The organism is Cytophagaceae bacterium ABcell3 (genome assembly GCA_030913385.1).
GTDB lineage: Bacteria > Bacteroidota > Bacteroidia > Cytophagales > Cytophagaceae > ABcell3.
In genome coordinates this window covers 4,547,473-4,570,334 of the sequence record CP133159.1, presented here as the reverse complement: position 1 = coordinate 4,570,334, position 22,862 = coordinate 4,547,473, and the positions used below count along the sequence as shown (strand labels likewise).

Here is a 22,862-nt window from a genome sequence, read left to right as displayed (position 1 = left end):
ACACCTATGAACAACATATTTCTAATATCAGCTTTATTGCTGTCATCTTTAGCACTTAAAGATTGTTCAAATAACTTTGTAGAAGTCGCTTTGGATGATAGTCATCAAATTGCAGTCCCAGAAGACCCTGAGTATGGGATAGACCCTTTATCTTATAATAAAGGTATACTTGAAGATTTTACAGGAGAAATCTGGAGCTGGTGGACTTCTGGAGAAAAGATTGGTATTCAAAAAGTCGGCGATACTTTAAAATTGCAGCTTAAAGAAGCTGGTGCTAATTATGACTGCTGGGGAAGAGAGTTTTCCAGAATGTATGATATGAGCGAAGTTTCAGCGCTTAAAGTAAGAATGCGTTTTGAAGGTGGACTTTCTCCTATGGTTAATATCCAGGTTAAGGATATGAACGGAATTGCCACCAACATGAACCCGCCTCAAGCCATGGTTAAAAGAGGAGGCTTTACTGACTATTACTTTGACTTTAATAATAAGTGGAAGCAAATTTGGCCTGCAAGTGATGTAGTGGATAATACCAAGATCAGAGAAATCTTATTCTTTGTTAACCCTGGTAAAATGAACTGGACAGGTACGCTTTATATAGATGATATTGTTTTTGTTCATCCTGATGATGTAGTTGACCCACGTAAACAGAGGATGGAAGCTCGTAAAAAGAAAGAGGAGGCTAGAAAAGCTAAAGAGAAAGCTGAAAAAGAAAAAGCTGACGCTGAAAAGGACGAAGATGAAAATGAGGGAGAGGATGATGGTGGCAAAACCAATCGTGAGCTTCCTGAAACTGGAGATATGGCCACAGATATTGATGGCTCTAATTTAAATGTAAGCGGAAGTGCTGACCCTGTAATGCTCGATGATTTTTCTGAAGAAGGTATATCTGATTGGTGGTCAGGTGATAGGATTACACTTCAACAGGAAGAGAACGGCTTAAAAGTTATTGCTGATGAAGCAGGGCCTGCTTTCGAGACTTTTGGTATGAAGTTTGATGAAGCTATTAACTTCAATAGAACTCCTGTGATCAGAGTCCGTTTCAAACCTATTTGTGAAAAACCTGGAGAACTAAGGGTAGATATTAAAGATATGGAAGGTTTTTCAACAAATGCACGTCCTATAGTAATGAAGTTTGAAAGTGGTACGGATTTTGTTGAATACTATTACAATTTTACCGGGCGCTTTGAACAAAGTTTCCCAAATGTAACCAGGGTAAATCCTAATGAAATTATCGAGGCAATATTTTTTATCAATCCGGGAGGAGAGCCTTTTACAGGGAATCTTCTTATTGATGAGATAGAAGCTATTAGCCTTGAAGAGTTTAACCGTGTAAAGTAAATTGTATAAATAAAACAGATTGATTTATGGTAAATTTTAGCTCTATTTCAGCTTTATTCTTGTCTCTGTTTATGGGTGCTGCACCTGTAGCGGAAAAGGAAACAAAAGTAGCTTCAGAAAAGCCTCTTGTGCTTGTTGAAGATGCAACTAACAAAGGTGGTGTACTTATCGATGATTTCTCTACAGAAATTTGGAGCTGGTGGGACAGTGGCTCTGAAAAATGGGACAGAGAAAGAGATGGTGAAGTGCTTAAAGTTAAAGCTAAAGGTGTTGGTAAAGATTATGAATGTTTTGGAAAACAGTTCGATCCAATTGATTTTACCAAGAACCCTGTAATGAGACTTAAAATTAAGTCTGATGAAGATGTTAAAGTAAGAATTGACCTAAAAGATGTTGATGGTTTTGTTGCTAACGCTAAGCCTATCGTAAAAACTATTGAGAAAAGCGATGAATTCCAAACTGTAGAGTTTGACTTTACTGGTAGATGGACTCAGTCTTGGCCTGACAAGCAAGAAGTTGACGCTGTTGAGATTGTTGAGCTTCTTGTTTTCTTAAATCCAGGTGGACCAGCTTTTTCTGGAACTGTTTGGATGGACGACATCATAGCACTTCCTGCTGAATAAGATAATAACTAACAGAGAATCTGGTTATACTATACTGGTTCTCTGTTTTTTATTGCCCAATGTTTAGCCACTTATCTTTAACTTATCTAGTATTTTAATAATTTATGATGAAAATCAGCTTACTAAACAAAGTTTCAGCTTGTGTATTGGCTGTTTCTTGTGCTTTTATGGTCAGTTGTTCTGAACCAGAAAATAGTGCGCAAGTAAAGAAAGCTTCTGCTAATGCTGTTAAATATCCGCTTACAGACGCTGAAACTGATAAGCGCGTACAGGAATTAATTTCCAAAATGAGCGTTGAGGAAAAAGTTGGGCAAATGACCCAAGTTAACCTTAATGTTCTTTTAAAAGGAGGATACGCCAACCAAGATGGTACTATAGATGACGAGTTGCTTAAGAAGGCCGTTTCTGAGTATAAAGTTGGTTCTATTCTAAACGCGATCAACCATGCTTATGATCTTGACACATGGCATACTATCATTAAAGCCATTCAGGACGAAGCAACTAACAATACTCCTAATAATATCCCTGTTCTTTACGGAATTGATGCTATTCACGGTGTTACATTTACGCTAGAATCTACTCTATTCCCTCAAAACATTGGTATTGGTGCGGCTCGTAACAAAGAGCTTTCTAGACTTGCTGGAGAAATCACTGCCAAAGAAACTAGGGCTTCTGGTATCAGATGGAACTTTGCTCCTGTACTAGATGTAGGAAGACAACCGCTTTGGCCTAGATTTGGAGAAACTTATGGTGAAGATGTTAACCTTGTTAAGGAACTTGGTGTAGCTTCTATCAAAGGTATGGAAGGTGACGGTGAGCTTAACAGAGTTGATAGAGTGGCTTCTTGTATGAAGCACTATATCGGTTACTCTGATCCTAGAAGTGGTAAGGACAGAACGCCTGCTTTCATACCAGAAAGACAACTAAGAGAGTTTTTCCTTCCTCCTTTTATTGAGGCTGTTAAGTCAGGTTCTCATACAATTATGATTAATTCTGGTGATGTTAATGGTATTCCTGTACATGGTAACCATTACCTTCTGACTACTATCTTAAGAGATGAGCTTGGTTTCGAAGGTGTGGCTGTTTCTGACTGGGAAGATATTATCAGACTTCATACAAAACATAGAGTGGCGCGTACTCCTAAGGAAGCTGTAAAAATGGGTGTTATGGCTGGTGTAGATATGAGTATGGTTCCTCATGACTTTTCTTTCCATGAACTGCTTGTAGAGTTAGTAAATGAAGGAGAAGTTCCTATGTCTAGAATTGACGAGGCGGTTTCTAGAATTCTAGCTCTTAAATTTAAGGTAGGTTTGTTTGATAATGCTTATCCTGAACCAGACGCTATCGAGCAGTTTGGAAAAGGAGAATATAAAACTGCTGCTTTAGATGCTGCAAGAGAGTCTATAACTCTTCTTAAAAATGCAGACAATACACTTCCTTTAGCGAAAGGTAAAAAAGTTCTTGTAACTGGCCCTGCCGCAAACTCTCACTCTTCTCTAAATGGTGCTTGGTCTTATACTTGGCAAGGTACTGACGAAAAATGGTACCCTGAAGGAAACAGAACTGTTGTTGAGGCTATCCAAGATAAAGTTGGTGAGGAAAATGTTGTCTTCACTAAAGGTACAAGGTTTGAAAGAAGAGACTTTGATATCAAAGAAACTGCAGAAAAAGCAAAAGATGTTGACTATGTTGTAGTTTGTATCGGTGAAGATGCTTATGCAGAATCTCCTGGAGTAATTGATAACTTAGACCTTCCTGAAGTACAGCAGAGACTTGTAAAGGCTATGTATGCTACTGGTAAACCAGTTATCCTTGTTCTTGTAGAAGGTAGACCTAGAATTATCCGTGAAATCGAAGAAGATGCTAAAGGTATTGTTTTAGCTTACATACCTGGAAGCCAAGGTGGCCCAGCTATCGCTGACGTTCTTTTCGGAGATTATAACCCTAACGGTAAGCTACCTTATTCTTACCCTAGGTTCTCTGGTGACTTGTTAACTTACGATCATACTCAAAGTGACAGAGTTACTGAGCTTGCTCCAGGTAAAATGGGCGAAGGAGGATATAAGCCACAGTGGCCTTTTGGTTTTGGTCTGAGTTATACTACTTTCGAGTATAGTAATATCAAAACTAGCTCTGCTAAACTTTCTGATGACAACTCAATTAAAGTTAGCGTAGACGTTACTAACACAGGTAAACTTGCAGGTAAAGAAGCTGTAGAACTGTACAGCAGAACTTTATATGCTTCAGTAGTTCCACGTTACAGAAGACTAAGAGACTTTTCTAAAGTTGACTTAGAGCCTGGTGAAACTAAGACTGTAAGCTTTGAGATCGGTGCTGATGACTTGAAGTTTGTTGGTACTGATAGCAAAACCTTTGTTATTGAACCTGGTGATATTGAATTGCACATTGGTAACCAATCTGCAACCATTTCATATGGTAAATAAACATTTCCTTCTTTAGAGGGTTAAAAAAAAGCAACCGGAAACGGTTGCTTTTTTTTATATATTTACCGCTGTGAGAAAGAAGGGTACGAACGTATATTAATTGGATAAAACAAAAGTATAAGCAATATGGCTCTGGTCTCAATAAATCCATCAAATCAGGAAGTTATCGACAAATATCCAGTGTTTTCTAAAGCAGCTGTAGATTTGGCCCTTGTTCAGGCAGGAAAGGCTTTTTTAGAGTGGCGTGACACTGGTTTTAATTTTAGAAGAACATGTTTTATGAAATGTTCTGAATACTTGCTCGATAATAAAAGCAAGTTTGCAAGCCTGATTACAAAAGAAATGGGCAAACCAATTACACAGTCGGTTAGTGAAATTGAAAAATGTGCTTGGGTTTGCGAATATTATGCTGTAATGGCGCAGGATTTTCTTAAAGATGAACATATTGAAAGCGATGCGACCGAGTCTTTTGTTTCTTATGAGCCATTAGGGACGATTTTTGCCATAATGCCTTGGAACTTTCCATTTTGGCAAGTCTTTCGTTTTGCTGCACCAGCTCTGATGGCGGGAAATACAGCTGTATTGAAACATGCCTCTAACGTTCCTCAATGTGCGTTGGCCATAGAAGAGGTTTTTAAAAATAGCGGTTTCCATGACAATGTTTTTCAAAGCTTATTGATTAATAATGATATCGTTGAAGATGTTATTGCTGACCCGGCAATCAAAGCTGTTACTATTACAGGGAGTGAAGCAGCTGGTTCAATAGTTGCCTCTACCTCAGGAAAACATATAAAGAAAACAGTATTGGAACTCGGAGGCAGCGACCCTTTTATTGTCTTGCCAGATGCAGAAATAGATCGGGCAGCGCAAGTTGCGGCTGATTCCAGATTGTTGAATTCTGGACAAAGTTGCATAGCAGCTAAAAGGTTTATTGTTGTTTCTTCTGTTTTTGATGAGTTTTTAGATTCACTAAAAAAATATGCCTCGGAATATGTACCGGCAAACCCTTTGTCTCCTGATGCGAAACTTGGTCCCTTGGCTAGGGAAGATTTAGTGCAGTCACTTCTTAGGCAAGTTGATAAAAGTTTAGAACAAGGTGCAGTACTAACATGGGGTGGGGGAAGACCTGACCTAGACGGGAGTTTTGTTAACCCTGCTATTTTAACCAATGTACAGCCTGGCATGCCGGCTTGGGAGGAAGAATTGTTTGGCCCAGTTTTTTCTTTGATCAAAGTAGAAAGCGAAGAAGAAGCTATCAGGGTGGCCAATGATAACAGATATGGCTTAGGGGCTTCCTTGTGGACTTCTGATATGCCTAAAGCTATTGAGTTGGCTAAAGGTATAGAGTCAGGTGCTGTATTCATTAATGGTTTGGTAAAGTCTGATCCTCGGTTGCCTTTTGGAGGTATTAAAAAGTCAGGATATGGACGTGAACTTTCTACACTTGGCATTAAGGAATTTGTAAATGCCAAAACAGTGTGGATTAAGTGATATTATTTACGACTTGATCGCATATGTCCATGTGAGACTGTTACAGTAGATTGATGGGTATCTTTAAAGTGGACGAAACTATACTTTTTTAAGCGGCGATGTTGTATCTCAATCTTTTTTATAATGCATTGGGTACAGTGGCAGCCTTAACTTCTCCTGATTAATTTATTGTCATTATAATAAGTTCTACCTGCCTATTTTGTAAAATTTGGCATTTGTAAAGTACTGTGGTATAGATCTGACCATGTGTTTTTGAACTACACTTTTATAGACTTACGTTTTAATAACAGGTTTGTAAGTGATATGTTTGGCGAATTTTGAAAAAAATTTAGAACCTAACGTTATTTGTAAGTATTCTAAATAGATGTCAGATGGTAAGAGGGAGAGATTTTGTAATTGTGGGGTTGACACCTTATGATGTTGAGTTTGGTAGCAACTGTAAAAATATTGCAGAAGAGATTGCAAAGCATAACAGAGTGCTTTACATTAATAGACCAGTAGACAGGGCTTCACTAATTACTAGGCGAAATAATCCCTCTATGCAGAAAAGGATCGCTATTAATAAAGGGGAAAAGGAAGACCTAGTCCAAGTTTCCGAAAACCTTTGGAACCTTTATCCAAAGACTGTAATGGAGTCTGTGAACTGGCTAAATATTAATAGTATATTTGACTACATAAATAAAGTTAACAATCAGCGTCTTGCAAATAAAATTCTTGGAGCAATAGAACGTTTGGGGTTCAAGGATTTTATATTATTTAATGATAATGACTTCTTTAAAGGCTACCACTTAAAAGAGCTTTTACAGCCAAGCCAATATGTGTATTATATACGGGACTATCTGGTTGGTTTGAAGTATTGGGCAAAACATGGTGAAAGAATGGAAAAGAAGCTTATTGGCAAGGCTGATGTGGTGGTAACCAATTCTACTTACCTTTCTCAATATGCAGAGGCTTATAACCATAAGGTGTTCTATGTTGGTCAAGGTTGCGATTTGAGTCATTTTAAAGAAAGGGCAGGTGTAGGAGCTCCTGAAGATTTGCAAAATATACAAAGTCCAGTTGTAGGTTATGTTGGAGCTTTAAACAGTCATCGATTAGATATATCTATTTTAGAATATATTGCAGATAACATGCCTGAGTGGAATCTTGTACTGGTAGGTCCAGAAGATGAAAACTTTCAAAAAAGTTCTTTGCACAAGAGGAAGAATGTACACTTTCTTGGAAACAAGAGCATACAAGAGTTGCCCCAATATATTCAACGTTTTGATGTCTGTCTTAACCCGCAGCTTGTCAATGCTCTTACAATTGGCAATTACCCTCGGAAGATTGACGAATATCTAGCTATGGGTAAACCATCGGTGGCTACTAAGACAAAAGCTATGGAGGTTTTTAAGGATCATGTTTATTTGGCAAACTCTAAAGAAGAGTACGTCCAGCTGATCAGAAAAGCCTATAATGAATTTACGGACGACAGGGCTAACATGTTGAAGGCGTTTGCGGCCACACACACTTGGGAAAACAGTGTGAGGGGAATATATAATGCTATCTTAGCTGTTGAAAGATTTGAATACGCTCTTGCTGTTTAAGCTTGGTGCTTCAGACAATAGATGAAACAACAGCAGGTACTTTCGGATAAGTTTAAAAGTACCTGCTTGGAGGTTGTCTGCTTTTGTAAAGGAGTCTAGTTATATCATCAATAGGTTAAAGGACAGGTTTATGATCTTTTAACCTATTTTTTTTAACCTGAAATGGCAAATAGGTTTCTGTTATGTTAGCAAAATAACTTCAAAATCAGTTGCTTTGCTCATGTTTAGGTTTATGCATGAACCCAGAGGTCTGGACGGCTTTTCCCAAACTTGTTTCTGCACCAATCTATCAGTTCTCTTTGCTGTAGGTAGTTAAGGTTTATAAGTGACTTTTTTAATTCCTTTTCAAATAAACCACGGTCAAAGCTTACTTTTTCCAGTATCAGTTTAGAATAGCTTAAAATATCCATATTTCTACCATTTTATTGTCCTTAATTTTCAAGGATTTATCCCTTTTTTCTTATACAAAGGAACAAATCTTTGGTGTATGAAAAAATGACTTTTATTAGTGCAGAATGTGATGATTGTATGGTTTTATATGCTTTTTCTGGGGTGTAGGTTATTTATACGAGCTTTTGGGGCGGGTTTGATATGAAATACAGTATTATTGACCTTTTAAGCTTTTTCCGCAATGAGGGCATTTGCCGTTCGCTTTATTTTTATGAGGTTTTGTTTTCCTTTTTTTAATTTCTTCCGCAAATCCTGATGATAATATACCGGCAGGCAAAGCAAAGAAACCAAGTCCTAGTACTGCGATGACAGCCCCTAAAAACCTGCCTAATGGAGTAAAAGGGTACATGTCTCCATACCCTACTGTTGTTAATGTAGCCACACCCCACCACATGGTGGCAGGTATGCTAGAAAATGCTTCTGGTTGTGCAGTGTGTTCAACAAAGTACATTAAGCTGGATGTAAATATTAATATTAAAGCTAGCAACGTAATGGTAATGGACAGTTCGACCCTTTTGTTTTTTACCACGTTAGATATTAACTCTAAGGTTCCAAAATACCTGGTAATTTTCATCAGCCTGAAAAGGCGGAGTAAGCGTAACATTCTTATAAACCTGAAATCAATACCTAAAAAGGGGAGAAAGAATGGTAAAAATGCAAGCAAATCTACTATGCCTAAAAATGAATACATGTAGTTTAAACGGCCTTTAATAGGGTGTCTTTTTTTTGGTGATTCGATAATGGCCCATACGCGGAGTAGATATTCAATGGCGAAAAATGTAATGGAAAAGTATTCAAACCCAGTAAAGAAAATACTTAAAGGGTTATAAATACCATCTACTGTTTCTAAAATTACAGCTACAACATTTAATACAATAAGATTTATCAGAAATAGGTCGAAATACCAACTAAGAGACTTTGGTTCAGTGGTTTCTTCTAAAACTAAAAATACTTTTTTTCGAAAAGTCATTATTTGACCTAGGTATAAATGTCAATCTTTCGCTGATAGCAATTACTTTGGTGGATATTTTTTTGGTAATATTTTTTCCTTCTACAAACTAATGTAAAAGCAAAACCGCCAATGTGTTAAACTGGCGGTTCTTGTTTTAGTTTTAATTTTCTGAATATAAATTTATAATCTCGTGTATCTCTGGCATCTCTTTAAGGTTTATCAGTCCAGCATATTCATTTTTAATAGCTGAGTTTATAAGGATGCGTAAAGTAATTTCATTTTTGTTTTTGAAGATGAGCTCATTTTCGTTGAATCTGTTCATAGTTCTGTAGTTTGGAGGTATTGGGATGTTTATAAAAAATACCCGTTTTTTTATATAAATAACTTGTAAAGGGCCGGATTAGTTATAAGTTTTTAAAAATTTCCCTTAAAAATCAGTACTGCTTTTTCTAGGAGTGTAGTCTCACTTGTTTGGCAAAAAGCGCTTAAAGGTTTTCCAGTATTTGTCTTTGTAGATATGATAGTCGAAGCCGAATAACCCCGAATATTTTTGTTGTGCCATATAGAGGATTTTGGAAGGTTTTCTGAAGTCTTTACAAGCGAAATATATTTCTCTTGAGTTTCGAGTTGTTTGTCGGCCAATGTAAAGGTAACCCTCGGCGTCTTTTAACTTTATATCTTCTTCTATTTCATTAAGCTTTTGGTAATCCTCAGTGTTGGGCATTCCGGTATTTGTATCACCATTGAATTGCAGTTCTACAATAACTATCCATGGGTGAGAAGCTTTACAATCCCATTGGAGTAAATCTGTGTTAATAGCTGCCAATAGCGGGTCGCCATTTTCCAAGCTTGCTTCTAAAATAGCATGTGCATCATTGCTGGTGTCCAGCCGGATTCCATGGTACTTTTCGGTAAACTCTTTCTGGCGCCAGTTGAGGAAAGCCTTTAGCTTTTCTATAGGGATTAACTCTTCTTTTATGTTCATGTCTTCTGAAACAGACAGGTTGTCAATTGTTTCTACAAAATTCAGTTCCCCAAGATAGTTGTCAAGAAAAATTAGTACACCGTGATTGATAACTTCTTTATTATTTTCGCTATAATCCCTGTGGACAATATTGATGTTTATTTCGTCTGGATAGCTAGTGTTTACAGTTGGGTAGAAAAACAGGTTGTCTTTACTGAACTCAATACCTTCCATCATTATGCATACGTTGCTAATGTCTAGTGAAGGTTTTAATGCAGTAAACTTCCAACCTTCTATAGGCGGAGCTGCTTTTATGAGTTCTTCTGTGAAAACTATGTTTTTAATAATTCCTTCTGGGGTAACTATTAGCTCTGCGGTATGGTCATCCATCATTCCGGCCAAAAAGTAGAACCCTTCGTTCAGTTCCGCAAGCTTTGGGTGCAATTTGTTGAAAAATTTAGCTTCAATATGCTCGCCTTCCTTAATTGCTTGATGAAAAGGTTTTTCATTCTCCTGAAACCAGTTCCAGAAATCTGCATAGGATGTAGCTTTTCCCTTAGTCGGAAGTTTTTGTACAAATGACATGTTGTTTTATTTTAATAATTAAAAAATGGGGTTAATAACTATGAAAAAATAATAAAAAAGAGTTTTATATGCAAGGTGCTCAGGATTAGTTGCTTTAGTTAGGCTGTTTGCGTTTATTCATAGTTATCCTTAGGGGGTCAGGATTTTGAAATTATAAGAACTGAAACAGATAGAGTGGTTAGAGGAGTAAGAACTGTTCTATTGATATTTCAGGTTTAAGCACAGAGCCCTGATTGGACTCTGTGCTTTTGTTATAAGTTTGCAAAAGGTTTTGCGGTTTTTATTGGTTTTACTGAACAATTACTTTCTTAACATAACTTCCTTTAGAAGAGGTTACCTGAATAAAGTACATTCCTTTTGCTAAAGATTCTGTAGCTATTATTCCTTCACCTGAAACTAGTTCAGTAGAACGTAAAATTCTTCCTGAAGAATCTTTAAGCAAAGCAGTTCCCTTTTCTAGGTCTTCCGACTTTATAACAATGCCTTGGCCGGCGTTAGCAGGATTTGGGTAAACTGTTACAGAAAATGCGTTTTCAGACTTTTTAGCGGCGGATGTAGTTTCATCTGGTGCCCAGATCCTGAAGTTTCCAGACGTATGTAAAAGGCCTAGCATATGCAAAACACCGTCATAGTATCTATGCTCACCTGTTGGTACGGATTGGTTATAAAAGCTGTTAAGGAATGTCCAAGCATGCTCTTCAGCAGAAGCCAATGTGCCCGCTGCATTCATAGCCACCAGCCCTGGGGAACTGTGGTTGTCCTCGAGCGGTGTGCCGTCTTGCTCATAAAGGGCAGGGTAGGTGGTGCCTTGTGCATTGAAGAAGGAAAGAACTTTGTCTGCCTGCTCTGTGTGCCAGTCTTCCCCAAACCAATGTGCGTCCATTGCTACGTTACCAACAACTCTCCATGAGTCATAGGCGAAGTAATGTGACTTATCATTAAAAGATGTTTCTTTAGGTTGAGCATCAAAAGTCATGTATTCTGTTGTCAGGCCGGTTTCAGGGTGCATTGCTTTTAGCAGGAACGATCTGCTGGTATCAGCTATATCGCTCCAAAGCTCATTGTCATGCTCAGACCATTTTGCAAACAGTTTAAAGAAGCCAGGCACGTGGTAAGAAGGGTCGGTATATTCTGCATTTTCACCTTCAGGGACGAATACAATCTGCTTTTCATCTCTGTTAAACATGTTGGTCAAACCGTCTACTATGCCACCGTTTCTTTCTTCCAGGTTTAGCATGTCATAAAGCAGGGCCTGAGCTTCTGCTTGATAATCAAAAATGCCTTCTCCGTCGCCCCATCTGTGAGAAGCAAAGAAAAGAGACATGGCAAACCATACCTCACCGTCAGGAGCTGAGTTATTGTCAAGTTTTTCATAGGTGTCGGCATCTACCTGCCATGCAAAGTATCCCTTTCTTGGTCCCTCCTGATGTTGCATATATGTTTTTGCAAACTTCCATAGTTTGTCAAATTCTTCCTGCTTATCCAGTTGTACGGCAATCATCATTCCATAAGAAACACCTTCTGTACGGATGTCATTAGCGGAAACATCTAAAATGTAGGCCATGTCATCGTCCGTTTCATAGTAGATAGCTTCATTTTCTGGATTGCCATAAAATAATTGGTTAAATGCCTCGTCAATTTTGCTGTTAATCTGTTCTGGAGTTTTCCCTAGTTCTGCAAGCATGTTTCTATAGACATCCGATTCCCATGCTCCTTCTGTTGGTGGGGTAGGGGCTGGTAGTTCGATATCGTCTTCTGCTACCAAGCTAAAATTGTCAAAATAATAGTCTCCTGTTTGCGCTCCTAAAAAGAAGTTGAATCGCACAACTCCTTCGCCACTTGTATCTGCCGTAAAGCTGTACTCAAATCTCCTCCATTCTGTGGTAAGGGAAATATCAGTCCCTGCTCTATAAGCATAGCCGGGAGGACCATCCTGGGCTGCCAAATGAAAGCTTTTGTTTTCGTCAGTTTTTGCATAAAAAGAAATTGTGTAAGTCACCCCTTCCTCTGCTACCCAACCGGACGGAGTATTTAGTTGAATTTGGTGGTTTTCTTCAGAGGTTTCAATAACCTGGACATGAAGTCCATAGGAACCTGTATAAGCTTCACCTGATTCGTAGTTAAACGTAGCTTGGCCATCGCCTCCCACTTGATCATGCCAGCCGTCGTCGCCTTCTTCAAAATCAGGATTGTAGAATAGATTCTGTGCGCCAGCGCTAAATGAGAAAATTAAAAAGAAGAGAAAAAGAGATAGGTGTTTAATCATGATGTGTTGTTTTTATTTGCCTGCAAGATAATGCAATATGGCCTGTTTTGAAATGATATTATTGGATAATTCAAAGAAAGTTGAAGCAATTGAAGTTTTGCTTAAAAAGGCGTTACTTTTTAAACTTGAGAATGTTTTAACTTATTAGGGCTGCTTATTTTTTGAAAAACTTTGTCGGGTATGTTTTGCAGCCCTTGGTTTAAATGGTGAAAAACATATCTCTTACATACAATCAAGCTAACTCTTTTATTTTTGCTAGATGGAAACGGTAAAGTACTGTGAGCCTATGGAATTTAAAGTCATTATTCACACTTTCCCAAATATTTGGTCGTTTACTTGTCAAGGTCTATCTTTGTCTTTGTGAAAAAAGTATTATCCTACATATTACTTTTCCTTTTCTGTTTCTCCATTTTCCCTTTACAATGGTTTAACTTCTGTACGGTTCATCCTTTTGGGCATGAGCATTCCCATGAAGAGCATGACTATGTAAATGATGGACCTCGCACACATGGTACGTGTGAGATTCGTTTTATTGATTATGGCTATTGGCCTCCTATGGAGTGTTTTAAAATTTTCGTAGATACGGATGATAGCCAACTCCCTGACAATACAATTCATTTTAGTTCATCAGCTCAGAATATAGTTTTAAATGTTCTTCTCTGTGAAATATTAGGAATTTCTTTTGAAGATGAGCTACTAGACAAACCGCCTGACCCTGGTGGTGGCTTTAGTTTAAAAGATACATTTTTAACCGCTTTTTCTTTCCGTGGTCCTCCGGATTCACACCTGAAAACTCAGGTTTAAGCCTGAATAATGCGATAGGTATCGTCATGAGGAGCAAAATAACAATTAATCAGCACTTTTGGGTTGCAAAGCATAGCAGCGCTATGGTTAAGACACAAATGTGAGCGAAGCGATTGATTTGAAGTTATTTTGCTACGTAATAGACAGTTCTATTCCATATTTCAGGTTCTTGTGAAGTTGTGGAATTATATTGCCTTTACAATCTGAATATTCTGCTTTTCCGGGACTGTTTTATGTCCTGATTTACCTCCTGAGTTTTCTGCTCTCCGGCCTTAGTCTTTTTGCTGCAAGTTTTCTTGTTGTTCCTATTTATTTACTTCTAAGATTCTAAATCTTAACCTTATTGTGAAATGATAAAACTGTCATTTAAAAACCCATATCTGGTGGTGGTGTTTTCCGTCATTGTCATCATTCTTTCCGGGGTGCTGATACCCCGGATGCCGGTGGACATACTGCCACAGTTTAAAAAATCTGCCATGCAGATTCTGACCCTTTATCCAGGCATGCCTGCTGAAGTGGTAGAAAAAGACATTACCAGCCGTATGGAACGGTGGACCGGCCAATCGCCCGGAATAGAAAAGCAAGTTTCCAAAAGCATAATGGGGGTAAGCATCGTTACCAACTTTTATGGTGAGGATGTGGACCCTGCCGAGGCCATGGCCAATACGTCTTCTTATGCCATGTCTGATATGTATTACCAGCCACCGGGAACACTTCCGCCAATGGTGCAGCCCTTTGACCCTACGGCTTCTATTCCTTTAATGCTACTTACGGTAAGCAGTGATGAGAAAAACGGGAAAGAGCTTTATGATGTGGCTTATTATGCCCTGCGGCAGATGCTGAGTGGTGTGAAAGGCATAATTGCACCTGCAGCTTATGGTGGTTCACTGCGCCGGATTACTGTTTATGTAGATCCTGCTAGAATGGAAGCACTGGGCATATCTCAAACACAGGTAAGCGATGCTATTCAAAAAAACACTACCATGATTCCTTCAGGCATTGCGCAGGTAGGCGACATCAACTATGGGGTTGATGCAAAAGGTATGATTGGAGATATCAGGGAGTTTGATGACATAGTGGTAACCTACAAAAACGGCAAGCCTGTTTATATAAAAGATATTGGCCGTACGGAAGATGCCAGTGTCATCCAAACCAACATTGCGCGGGTGGATGGAAAGGAGCAGGTTTACCTTCCTATATTCAAGAGGCCCAATGCCAACACCATTGAATCGGTGGAAGCGGTCAAGGAAGCCATTCCTCAACTTCAGGCACGTCTTCCTGACGATGTGAAGCTAAACGTCATCTTTGACCAGTCTTCTTATGTGCGGCAATCCATCTCCGGACTTGCCTGGGCCGGTATCGGAGGACTTGCGCTTGTAGTGGTTGTTCTGGTGCTGTTTTTAGGAAATTTCAGGTCGGCACTGGTCGTTTCTATAAGCCTTCCTTTGTCGGTGCTTTTTGCCTTTATCGTCCTTTACGCAACGGGGCAGGCCATCAACAGTATAACTCTTGGAGGAATAGCGCTTGTGCTGGGGCTTCTGGTAGATAATTCCATTGTGGTGTTGGAAAACATTGACCGGCACATGAAGATGGATAAAAAGCCTTATCAAGCAGCCCTTGATGCATCCATGGAGGTTTCTATGCCGGTGCTTGCATCCACATTGGTTATTATGGTAGTATTCCTTCCCGTTATGTTCCTTACGGGAATAGCCAAATTCTTGTTTTCTCCGCTGGCAATTACAGTGGCAGGTGCCATGGTTGGCTCTTATATTTTCTCTCTCACACTTATCCCCCTTGCGGCTGCTTATTTATTTAAAGATAAACTGCCCAAAGCTGGAGAGCGGCCAAAGAGAAATTTTCTTGGGTTTTTCCAGAGGTTTATAGATAGACAGAAGGACTCTTATCAGAAGATATTGGGGTATGTACTTAAAAAACGTGTGGCTGTTCTGGTTGTCACCGGTGGGCTTTTCGGTTTTTCTCTGTATATATTAAGTAACCTTGGCTATGAGCTTTTCCCGAAAGCGGATGTCGGGCAAATGGAGATTCAGGTGAGGATGGAATCCGGTATGCCGCTTCCACTGACAGAAAGAACCATTGCACAAATGGAAGAAGCGATAAAAGAGGAGCTGGGCAGTGATCTGGAACAGGTGATTTCCAACATTGGTATATTTTATGACCTTCCGGCTGCTTATACACCTAACTCCGGTACGCAGGATGCTTTTATCGGGGTGCAGTTAAAAGAAGACCACCGGATAAGTACTTTTGACTATGTGCCTGTGCTCAGGGAACGGTTCCATAAGGAGTTTCCGGGCGTGGAAATCAGCTTCAATACAGGTGGTATGATTACGGCTGCACTCAACGAGGGCAAGCCTGCCCCTATAGATGTGCAGGTAAAAGGTAATGACCTTAAAGTGCTTCGTAATATTTCCGAAAGGATAAGGGATACGGTTGCACTTATTCCCGCTACCCGCGATGTGCGCGTGCTTCAGCGTATTGACCAGCCATCTAAGGATATAAGCATAGACCGGATAAAAGCTGCCGAATTGGGTGTGGAACCGTTGGATGCGATTAAAAATATGGTGGCTGCACTGAACTCTACCGCTACTTATGACAAAGCTTTCTGGATTGATGAAGGAAATGGCAACCACTATTATGTAGGTGTGACCTATCCTGAATTCCTTATTAACGATGAGCAGGTTTTCAGCAATGTAACTGTAACAAGCAAAACCCATGATAAGCCGGTTCCATTCAGGAATTTCGCCAGAATTACAGAAAAAAATTCCCCTGTGGAAATAAACCATCATAATCTTAACCGGGAGTTTAATGTCTATGCCAATGTGGAAGGTATGGATGTGGGGCGTGTATCGGATGAAATCCGCAGAAGGATTGACGCTATGGAGCTTTCCAAAGGATATTCTGTCAGTTTTGAAGGTGAAACGGGTATTATCGACAAGTCCTTTTCGGAACTTGGCCTCGGGCTTGTTCTTGCGGCAATTCTGGCATTTCTGATCATTACGCCGCTCTTCCGCTCCTTCAGGCTTCCGTTTATCATTATCCTTGCTTTTCCTTTGGGAATTATCGGAGTGGCCTTCCTGATGTGGGGGATAGGTACTTTGCTCAGCATTCAATCCATTATGGGAATCATCATGATGGTGGGGATTTCAGTTTCTTACGGAAATATTCTCATAGACCGGATGAACAGCCTGAGACAGGAAGGAAAGGCGCTGACAGATGCTATCATCTCAGGTGCCGGAGACCGTTTCCGGCCGGTGCTGATGACAGCAGCGACTACTATTTTTGGCCTTCTGCCTACAGCCATAGGGCTGAGCAAGGGTAGTGAAGCCAATATGCCACTGGCCATTACGGTTATCGGAGGTACTTTTATGGCTACGCTTCTCACGCTTTTTGTAATTCCTGTTCTTTATTCTTTCATAGCTAAAAAATAGTTTCTGATGAAATTTACAAATAATATAAAATTATGGATGCTGATAATGCTTTTTGCAGTTCAGATGTCCTGTACTTCTTCAAAGCCTGAAGAAAAGGGTGTTGTAAAAGCTGATGCCGGTAAAATAACAACGGTAGAGGTTGTAAAGCCTCGTAAAACCAGCTTTACGGGCGAAATTCATATAACAGGTACCGCAAAGCCTAATCAAGTGGTAAAAGTACATGCCATGGAAAGTGGTTATGTCCACTATATCCGCAAGGACATCGGTGATGCCGTGAGGGCAGGGGAAGTAATAGCTGAACTCAGAAATCCTGAGCTGGTAAGGCAGTCCCAGAAACTGCAGGCGCAGGTGAAGGCTAAGCAGGCAATTTATGAGCGCCTTAAGTCAACCCGTGAAAAAACACCTGCCATCACTACCATTCAGTTGGTGGAAGATGCCGAAGCGGACTATCTTTCTGTAAAGGCTGAACTTGATGCAGTAAATGACCGCATCAGCTTCCTGAAGGTAAAGGCACCTTTTTCAGGAGTAATCACCCAAAGGTTTGTAGACAAAGGGGCTCTTGTCCAGAGCGGTATTGCCAATTCTGGGGCAGCAGCCATTGTGGAGGTTCAGGAAATAAATCCTGTAAGGGTAACGATTCCCCTTCCGGAAACCGATGTAGCCGCAGTTCGGGAAGATATGGAAGTAAACGTTCAATTTCCTGAGCTGGCAGGCGAGGCATTCACAGCAAAAGTCAGCCGTACATCCAAGGCACTTGACCCGGCTTCTAAAACCATGCAGGTGGAGATAGACGTGCAAAATCCTGATGGAAAAATCAGGCCGGGCATGTATGCTAAGGCACGGATGCAGGTTAGCAGCAGGGAAAACATTCTGTCCCTGCCCGTATCAGCTCAGACAATCTATCAAAACCAGCCTTTCCTTTTAGTTGTGAGGGACAATAAGGTAGAAAGAGTGTCTTTGCGCAAAGGCTTATCCAATAAAGATTTTTTTGAGGTACTGAATTCTGAAGTGGGAGAGGAAGACATGGTCATAATTCAGGGAAAAAGCCTTGTGAAGCCTGGACAAATTGTTGAACCTGTTATAAAAGCTGAGAAATAATGTTTTTGAAGAGTAATTTTTTTAGAACCTCTCTCGTCCTGATGCTTCTGACTTGTTTTCAAGGAATAGCGCAGGACGAAAATGTGGTTCCTGTAAACTTAGAATATATACTTACTGCAGGAGGTGCCAACAACCTGACCATTCAGGAGTACCGCCAGCGACAGGAACTGGCAAATGCAGACCAGAGACGGGCAAGAGAGTGGTGGCTTCCGGAGCTTTATGCCGGATTTCAGGGACACCAGCTTGGCGGTGCAGCCATGAATGCCGATGGTCGTTTTTTTCTTGATGTAAACCGCCGTACTTTCTGGTCTGGCATGGGATTAAATGCTTCGTGGGACTTTGGCAGCGGGATTTTTGCGGCTCAGTCAGCACAGGCGCAAAGTCAGGCTGTAAAGCATCAGGCACAGGCAGAGCGTAATCAGGCACTGCTGGAGGCGGTAGAGGCTTATTATGATTTTATGACAGCCCAGCTTAACTATCAGGCTTATGAGCAACTTTACCACCAGGCAGATACCATTGCAAGGCAGGTGGAGGTGCAGGTAGAAGCAGGTATGCGCTATGAATCTGAATTGCTTCTGGCCAGGAGCAATATAAACCATATGCGGGTTCAGATGCTCAGTGCCCGCAGGGATTTTGCCAACCATAGCGCCCGCCTCAAGCGCCTGCTGAACATGGAGCCGGAGGCCAGATTGATAAGTGTGGATACAGTGCTTGTTCCGCTGGAGTTGGAAGAAGGTGAGGAGCTTTTTACCGATTTTGCTGAGGCACGTCAAAGAAGACCGGAAGTTAAGGAAGCGCAATTACGGCTTCAGGCTGTGCAGCTGGAAAGAAAAACTACCACCACCGGACTCTTGCTTCCAACCTTAAGTTTCAACACCTGGGGAGCGGCATTCGGAGGTTTGTTCTCTCCGGTTCAGCCTATGTTTTCCGACCAATATCCCGAAACTCAGACATTTTATCCCACCGGAGCATGGGATGCCTCTTTGATGTGGAGAATCCCTCTGGGCCGGATTTTCAGCGGTGGAGAACTACAGCAGTTTAATGTCGGTGTGGCACTGCAGGAAACACGTCTCAGGCAGGCAGAGAACAGGGTTAATGAAGAAGTCTTAAGGGCTAGAGAAAATATGGTTCTTTCCAGAGAGCAGATGGAGGTGGCAGAAGAGGGGAGTATATTGGCGCGGGAAGCGCTTCAGCAAAGCATACTCCGTCAAGAAGTCGGAACGGTAAGGCCTTTTGAAATTCTTCAGGCGCAGGAAGCTTACCTGCAAAACCGCCTTGATTACATCAGGTCAGTTTCTGATTATAACAAAAACCAGTACCGGTTGTACGTGGCGGAGGGGAATGATTTGTAGCTTTCATAAAAGGGGTAACCATTGCAGCACTACCCCATTCCGGCAGGCTGGAAACCTGGGGTCTGCCGGGAGCTTACCGGAACGGCAGTTATGTAATAAGAGGGGAGGAGGTGTTTTATGGCCTCTGCTCATAGTCCGAATTCTTATAATTATATAGCGTAACTTCTCAAAAAATTTTAAACAAATATGAGGATATTTCAAAAAGTGTTCATCATTCAGTTGTCTTAATTGATTTATTAGTGTATTTTCAGCATTACAACAAGCGTCTGATATTTTTCTGTGTTTAGCCGTCTATAGTCGTTCACCAACTTGGAATGCCTGAGACTATTTTAAAGAAGGTGGGTGTTTGAAGCAATGTGAAGGTTGAATAAATAAATCATACCACCGCTACATAGGTTGAAAGCCAGTGTTTGATGCTGTTTTTAAAACTATTTAAATAACTCAATCCCAATTTAAATAATGAAAACCTTTCTGTTGATATTTTTTATAGGGTGTCTTCATGGGCTTGCACTAGCTCAAAGTGTTAAAATAACACTGGGGTATCAGACAATTACGGATGAATATTTTGATGAAAAGAAGACAGTTCTTGATGATTCTACATCTTTATTCAATATTATTTATCATTTTGATTCACTTTCAGAAAGATATAATGGAGAAATTAACCATTATTACAGAAGGTACAGGTATGATTTCGATTCCACCTATATTTTCAGGGAAGACAGATCTGTAGAAAAACTAAATATTAGTTTTTCCCAAAAGGATATAGACAGAATTGTAAAAATATTAGGAAAAGAATATAAGATTTCTGATCGTAAAGTCAAAATGCTTAATAGTCCTTTTGCAATAGAACTTAAATTAGCAGTTGGAGGAAAAGAGTATCAGCTACGTAGAGAAATTAGTAGTTGTGATTATGAGTTTTATTGGTATGTTAATAATAGCTACTTTTTTAATCCTGAACTTGATAAGTTTATCTGGAAATTACTTCCAGAGAACTTAAAGATAGATTGTCCTTTAATAAAAAAGACTATCAGAAAACAAAAGGAGTTTCACGGTGAAGAATTAAAAGTTAAGGCAAATGATATTTATTCTCTCTATCTGAAGGGAGACCAGAATAAACTTAAGCTGGCAATAAAAGAATTACTTCCAACGGAACAGACTTATAAATATATGTTTGAAAAGAACGTAGAATCCAACATAAGTGGAGAGTTCTATAGAAAAGTAATGGTTGGTAATGGTATGCCTGATTTAATTGAGCAATTACAAAATACCTTTATGAATGATCTGAATAGGACTTTTGGAAGGAATGAAGTGGAACATTTAACTTTAGACAGCATAAATATAGAAGTTGGATATCAGGATTTCCTGATGAAGCAAAGAAACGTACCTGAGAGGAGTGGGTGCTATGAAGTCGCCATTGTTACATATTATTTTGAAGATGTTTATTCTGAATTTCCTATAGAAGTCCTTCTTAGTCATTTTATCCGGTTTAACGATATGTGGTACGCTATTTCCTACCCTCGTTAATAGATAGCCATTACGAGCCAAGATTATTTTGGGAAGAGTTGGTAAAAATTTCGGTTTTGAAAACGCTTGTTGCCATTGTTACAACAATTTCTCTGTTTTTTTCAGTCTCAGCAGCTTTCTAAAGAGTTGCAAACGGTTGGCTCTTGAAAATCTTAAAAAATGACTTTTGAGGGTAACCAGTAACTGCTTTTCAGGCTTTGCTCTAGGGGCTTGCTTACAGCCTTGTTCAAACCAGCAGTGCAAAGCATAGTAGTTCTACGGTTAAAAACCAAATGTGAGCAAAGCGTCTGATTTGAAGTTATTATGCCACGCAATAGAAAGTTCTAATGCATATTTCAGGTTCAATAGTTTCTGGTGATAACTTTATCAGATAGCTATGGCACACCTGACCGCCTTGATTATATCAGGTCGGTTTCTGATTATAACAAAAAACAGTACCGGTTGTACGTGGCGGTGGGGAATGATTTGTAAAATGGTCACCGGGTCGGCTTTTGTAGCCGGCCTAATGACTATTTTTTATATTTCCCAATTCAATAAGTTCTTCTGCAGAAAGAAATCCATTGTGTTTTTGAACAAGATTTCCGGCTTGATCTAAAATTAGTAATTGTGGATATTGTCGGAATTTCATCCGTGGATCTTCCTCGTCGGTGAGTATATACTTTTCTAATAGTTTTTTGCCTTCTTTACTTTCCCCGTCTACCGCATAATTTATATAGTTGGTGTTAAAAAACTCCGCAGCTTTTGCATCACTAAAAGTTTTTTCTTTAAGAGATCGGCACACGCCACACCATGAAGCATACAAATCAATAAAAATTGGTTTGCCCTCTTTGGATGCTAATTCCTGTACCTCTTCCCACGAGCTTGTATGGAATTTGATGCCTTCGTTTATTGATTTTTCTTGAGGAATAAAGGCAGTACTAAAGATTAATAAAGGAGCAATTATAGTAAACAAATGTTTCATTTGAGCTAGTTGTTTCTTACCAATACTTAGAAGGACATACAAGTCCTGGAGCGAGTGGCATTCTATAACCTATCACAATTTCGTGGCTACCTCCTGTATAGTGCCTGATATTGGAGGTGATGAAGTCATAAGAATAACTAATGTCAAACCTGTCGTTCAATATAAAGCCTACCATGGCTGCCACTGCATCTGTACGTCTGTAGGAGATACCGCCCCATGCAATGTTTTGGTACCTGATCTTGCAGTTTACGTCAAAAGATAGTGGGGCAGGGGTGACGCCTTTAAGTAGTACCGATGGCACCAACGACCAGTCATGATCCAATGGGATCCTTACACCGGAAGTTATGAAGTAATGGTGGTTAAGCCTTCCATGGTTTTCCATCTCATTGGTATGGTGGTTGAAAATAACAGGGTTGAATATCTGGCTAATGGAACCGCCCACAAAATAGTTAGGGTTGTACAACCAGAAGCCTGTGCTTACATCTGCCAACGAGGTATTTGAAATCCCGTGAATCATCGGGTCGTTGTCCACTACAGTGGTCAGTTGTGACTCGTCCAACATATATTGCTGCATTCCACCCGATATACCCATGGAGATAAAAGTTTTAGGGGCAATTTTTAGGTGGTAAGCGTAGGAAGCGGTAATTGTCAACCTGCTGCTTGGCCCTGTGACATCGTTTGACACGACACCACCTACAGCATGGAACCCGTTCTTTTTGACCCTTGTCCTGTTGTTCTGTACCATTCCCTTTCCTATGGGGGCATGTCCACTAAGGTAGATAGTGGTCGGTGCGCCTGGAAACCCGATCCATTGATTTCTGTAACCGGCCCTGAAATCAGCATAGTCTTCCGTTCCTGCCACCGCGGGGTTGAGCAGGAACGGGTTCACCATATACTGGGAGTACTGGGGCCTTTGCTGGCCAAATACTGCAACTACAGATAATTGCAGGAAAAAGAATATTAGTAGTTTTTTCATGT

At 40.0% G+C, this 22,862-nt stretch carries 17 protein-coding genes; 10 read left to right on the top strand and 7 right to left on the bottom strand.

What is annotated here, in order from left to right; genetic code table 11:
- Nucleotides 1-6 precede the first annotated feature (6 nt).
- From RCC89_18650 to RCC89_18630, 5 genes are all read left to right on the top strand, one after another.
- Nucleotides 7-1,338 (top strand): hypothetical protein, encoded by a 1,332-nt coding sequence (locus RCC89_18650; GenBank protein ID WMJ75167.1) that lies wholly within the window; start codon nt 7-9, stop codon nt 1,336-1,338.
- A 26-nt stretch (nt 1,339-1,364) separates the two neighbouring features.
- The gene (locus RCC89_18645) at nt 1,365-1,961 is read left to right on the top strand and encodes a hypothetical protein (protein WMJ75166.1); all 597 of its coding nucleotides are present in this window, start codon (nt 1,365-1,367) and stop codon (nt 1,959-1,961) included.
- A gap of 104 nt (nt 1,962-2,065) precedes the next feature.
- Nucleotides 2,066-4,405 carry a glycoside hydrolase family 3 N-terminal domain-containing protein gene (locus RCC89_18640; GenBank protein WMJ75165.1) on the top strand — a complete coding sequence of 780 codons (2,340 nt, stop codon included), beginning with the start codon at nt 2,066-2,068 and terminating at the stop codon, nt 4,403-4,405.
- 126 nt (nt 4,406-4,531) lie between these two features.
- Nucleotides 4,532-5,896 carry an NAD-dependent succinate-semialdehyde dehydrogenase gene (locus RCC89_18635; protein ID WMJ75164.1) on the top strand — a complete coding sequence of 455 codons (1,365 nt, stop codon included), beginning with the start codon at nt 4,532-4,534 and terminating at the stop codon, nt 5,894-5,896.
- 371 nt (nt 5,897-6,267) lie between these two features.
- Nucleotides 6,268-7,482 carry a glycosyltransferase gene (locus RCC89_18630; GenBank protein ID WMJ75163.1) on the top strand — a complete coding sequence of 405 codons (1,215 nt, stop codon included), beginning with the start codon at nt 6,268-6,270 and terminating at the stop codon, nt 7,480-7,482.
- A gap of 230 nt (nt 7,483-7,712) precedes the next feature.
- On the opposite strand, the gene RCC89_18625 is transcribed toward RCC89_18630, so the two are convergent.
- The 5 genes from RCC89_18625 to RCC89_18605 form a co-directional block, all read right to left on the bottom strand.
- Nucleotides 7,713-7,892 carry a hypothetical protein gene (locus RCC89_18625; GenBank protein ID WMJ75162.1) on the bottom strand — a complete coding sequence of 60 codons (180 nt, stop codon included), beginning with the start codon at nt 7,890-7,892 and terminating at the stop codon, nt 7,713-7,715.
- Between the two features lie 194 nt (nt 7,893-8,086).
- A complete protein-coding gene (locus tag RCC89_18620) occupies nt 8,087-8,902 on the bottom strand; it encodes an ion transporter (protein ID WMJ75161.1) in 816 nt (271 codons plus the stop codon).
- Between the two features lie 142 nt (nt 8,903-9,044).
- Nucleotides 9,045-9,206 (bottom strand): hypothetical protein, encoded by a 162-nt coding sequence (locus RCC89_18615; GenBank protein WMJ75160.1) that lies wholly within the window; start codon nt 9,204-9,206, stop codon nt 9,045-9,047.
- Nucleotides 9,207-9,347: 141 nt separating this feature from the next.
- Complete coding sequence (locus RCC89_18610) at nt 9,348-10,433, bottom strand: DUF695 domain-containing protein (protein ID WMJ75159.1); 1,086 nt, start codon at nt 10,431-10,433, stop codon at nt 9,348-9,350.
- A 289-nt stretch (nt 10,434-10,722) separates the two neighbouring features.
- On the bottom strand, nt 10,723-12,699 hold the full coding sequence (locus RCC89_18605) for a glycosyl hydrolase family 8 (GenBank protein ID WMJ75158.1): 1,977 nt from the start codon (nt 12,697-12,699) through the stop codon (nt 10,723-10,725).
- Between the two features lie 360 nt (nt 12,700-13,059).
- On the opposite strand from RCC89_18605, the gene RCC89_18600 reads away from it, so the two are divergent.
- From RCC89_18600 to RCC89_18580, 5 genes are all read left to right on the top strand, one after another.
- On the top strand, nt 13,060-13,503 hold the full coding sequence (locus RCC89_18600) for a hypothetical protein (protein ID WMJ75157.1): 444 nt from the start codon (nt 13,060-13,062) through the stop codon (nt 13,501-13,503).
- Between the two features lie 350 nt (nt 13,504-13,853).
- Nucleotides 13,854-16,949, top strand: coding sequence for an efflux RND transporter permease subunit (locus RCC89_18595; GenBank protein ID WMJ75156.1), 3,096 nt, complete (start codon nt 13,854-13,856; stop codon nt 16,947-16,949).
- A gap of 6 nt (nt 16,950-16,955) precedes the next feature.
- Nucleotides 16,956-18,047, top strand: a complete 1,092-nt coding sequence (locus tag RCC89_18590; GenBank protein ID WMJ75155.1) for an efflux RND transporter periplasmic adaptor subunit — start codon at nt 16,956-16,958, stop codon at nt 18,045-18,047.
- A 41-nt stretch (nt 18,048-18,088) separates the two neighbouring features.
- Entirely contained in the window at nt 18,089-19,399 is a 1,311-nt protein-coding gene (locus tag RCC89_18585; protein WMJ75154.1) for a TolC family protein, read from the top strand.
- A 459-nt stretch (nt 19,400-19,858) separates the two neighbouring features.
- Nucleotides 19,859-20,923: a hypothetical protein gene (locus RCC89_18580; GenBank protein ID WMJ75153.1), complete on the top strand. Its 1,065-nt coding sequence runs from the start codon at nt 19,859-19,861 to the stop codon at nt 20,921-20,923.
- A gap of 502 nt (nt 20,924-21,425) precedes the next feature.
- Here RCC89_18580 and RCC89_18575 read toward each other — a convergent pair.
- On the bottom strand, nt 21,426-21,884 hold the full coding sequence (locus RCC89_18575) for a thioredoxin family protein (protein ID WMJ75152.1): 459 nt from the start codon (nt 21,882-21,884) through the stop codon (nt 21,426-21,428).
- Nucleotides 21,885-21,900: 16 nt separating this feature from the next.
- Entirely contained in the window at nt 21,901-22,860 is a 960-nt protein-coding gene (locus RCC89_18570; GenBank protein ID WMJ75151.1) for a type IX secretion system membrane protein PorP/SprF, read from the bottom strand.
- Nucleotides 22,861-22,862: the final 2 nt, after the last annotated feature.

What these genes read in the sequence shown, in the direction of transcription:
- RCC89_18635 (WMJ75164.1), top strand. Translation starts at nt 4,532, where the DNA reads ATGGCTCTGGTCTCAATAAATCCATCAAATCAGGAAGTTATCGACAAA.
- RCC89_18590 (WMJ75155.1), top strand. Translation starts at nt 16,956, where the DNA reads ATGAAATTTACAAATAATATAAAATTATGGATGCTGATAATGCTTTTT.
- RCC89_18620 (WMJ75161.1), bottom strand. Translation starts at nt 8,902, where the DNA reads ATGACTTTTCGAAAAAAAGTATTTTTAGTTTTAGAAGAAACCACTGAA.
- RCC89_18605 (WMJ75158.1), bottom strand. Translation starts at nt 12,699, where the DNA reads ATGATTAAACACCTATCTCTTTTTCTCTTCTTTTTAATTTTCTCATTT.
- RCC89_18570 (WMJ75151.1), bottom strand. Translation starts at nt 22,860, where the DNA reads ATGAAAAAACTACTAATATTCTTTTTCCTGCAATTATCTGTAGTTGCA.
- RCC89_18615 (WMJ75160.1), bottom strand. Translation starts at nt 9,206, where the DNA reads ATGAACAGATTCAACGAAAATGAGCTCATCTTCAAAAACAAAAATGAA.
- RCC89_18595 (WMJ75156.1), top strand. Translation starts at nt 13,854, where the DNA reads ATGATAAAACTGTCATTTAAAAACCCATATCTGGTGGTGGTGTTTTCC.
- RCC89_18650 (WMJ75167.1), top strand. Translation starts at nt 7, where the DNA reads ATGAACAACATATTTCTAATATCAGCTTTATTGCTGTCATCTTTAGCA.
- RCC89_18580 (WMJ75153.1), top strand. Translation starts at nt 19,859, where the DNA reads ATGAAAACCTTTCTGTTGATATTTTTTATAGGGTGTCTTCATGGGCTT.
- RCC89_18640 (WMJ75165.1), top strand. Translation starts at nt 2,066, where the DNA reads ATGATGAAAATCAGCTTACTAAACAAAGTTTCAGCTTGTGTATTGGCT.
- RCC89_18645 (WMJ75166.1), top strand. Translation starts at nt 1,365, where the DNA reads ATGGTAAATTTTAGCTCTATTTCAGCTTTATTCTTGTCTCTGTTTATG.
- RCC89_18610 (WMJ75159.1), bottom strand. Translation starts at nt 10,433, where the DNA reads ATGTCATTTGTACAAAAACTTCCGACTAAGGGAAAAGCTACATCCTAT.
- RCC89_18625 (WMJ75162.1), bottom strand. Translation starts at nt 7,892, where the DNA reads ATGGATATTTTAAGCTATTCTAAACTGATACTGGAAAAAGTAAGCTTT.
- RCC89_18575 (WMJ75152.1), bottom strand. Translation starts at nt 21,884, where the DNA reads ATGAAACATTTGTTTACTATAATTGCTCCTTTATTAATCTTTAGTACT.
- RCC89_18630 (WMJ75163.1), top strand. Translation starts at nt 6,268, where the DNA reads ATGGTAAGAGGGAGAGATTTTGTAATTGTGGGGTTGACACCTTATGAT.
- RCC89_18585 (WMJ75154.1), top strand. Translation starts at nt 18,089, where the DNA reads ATGCTTCTGACTTGTTTTCAAGGAATAGCGCAGGACGAAAATGTGGTT.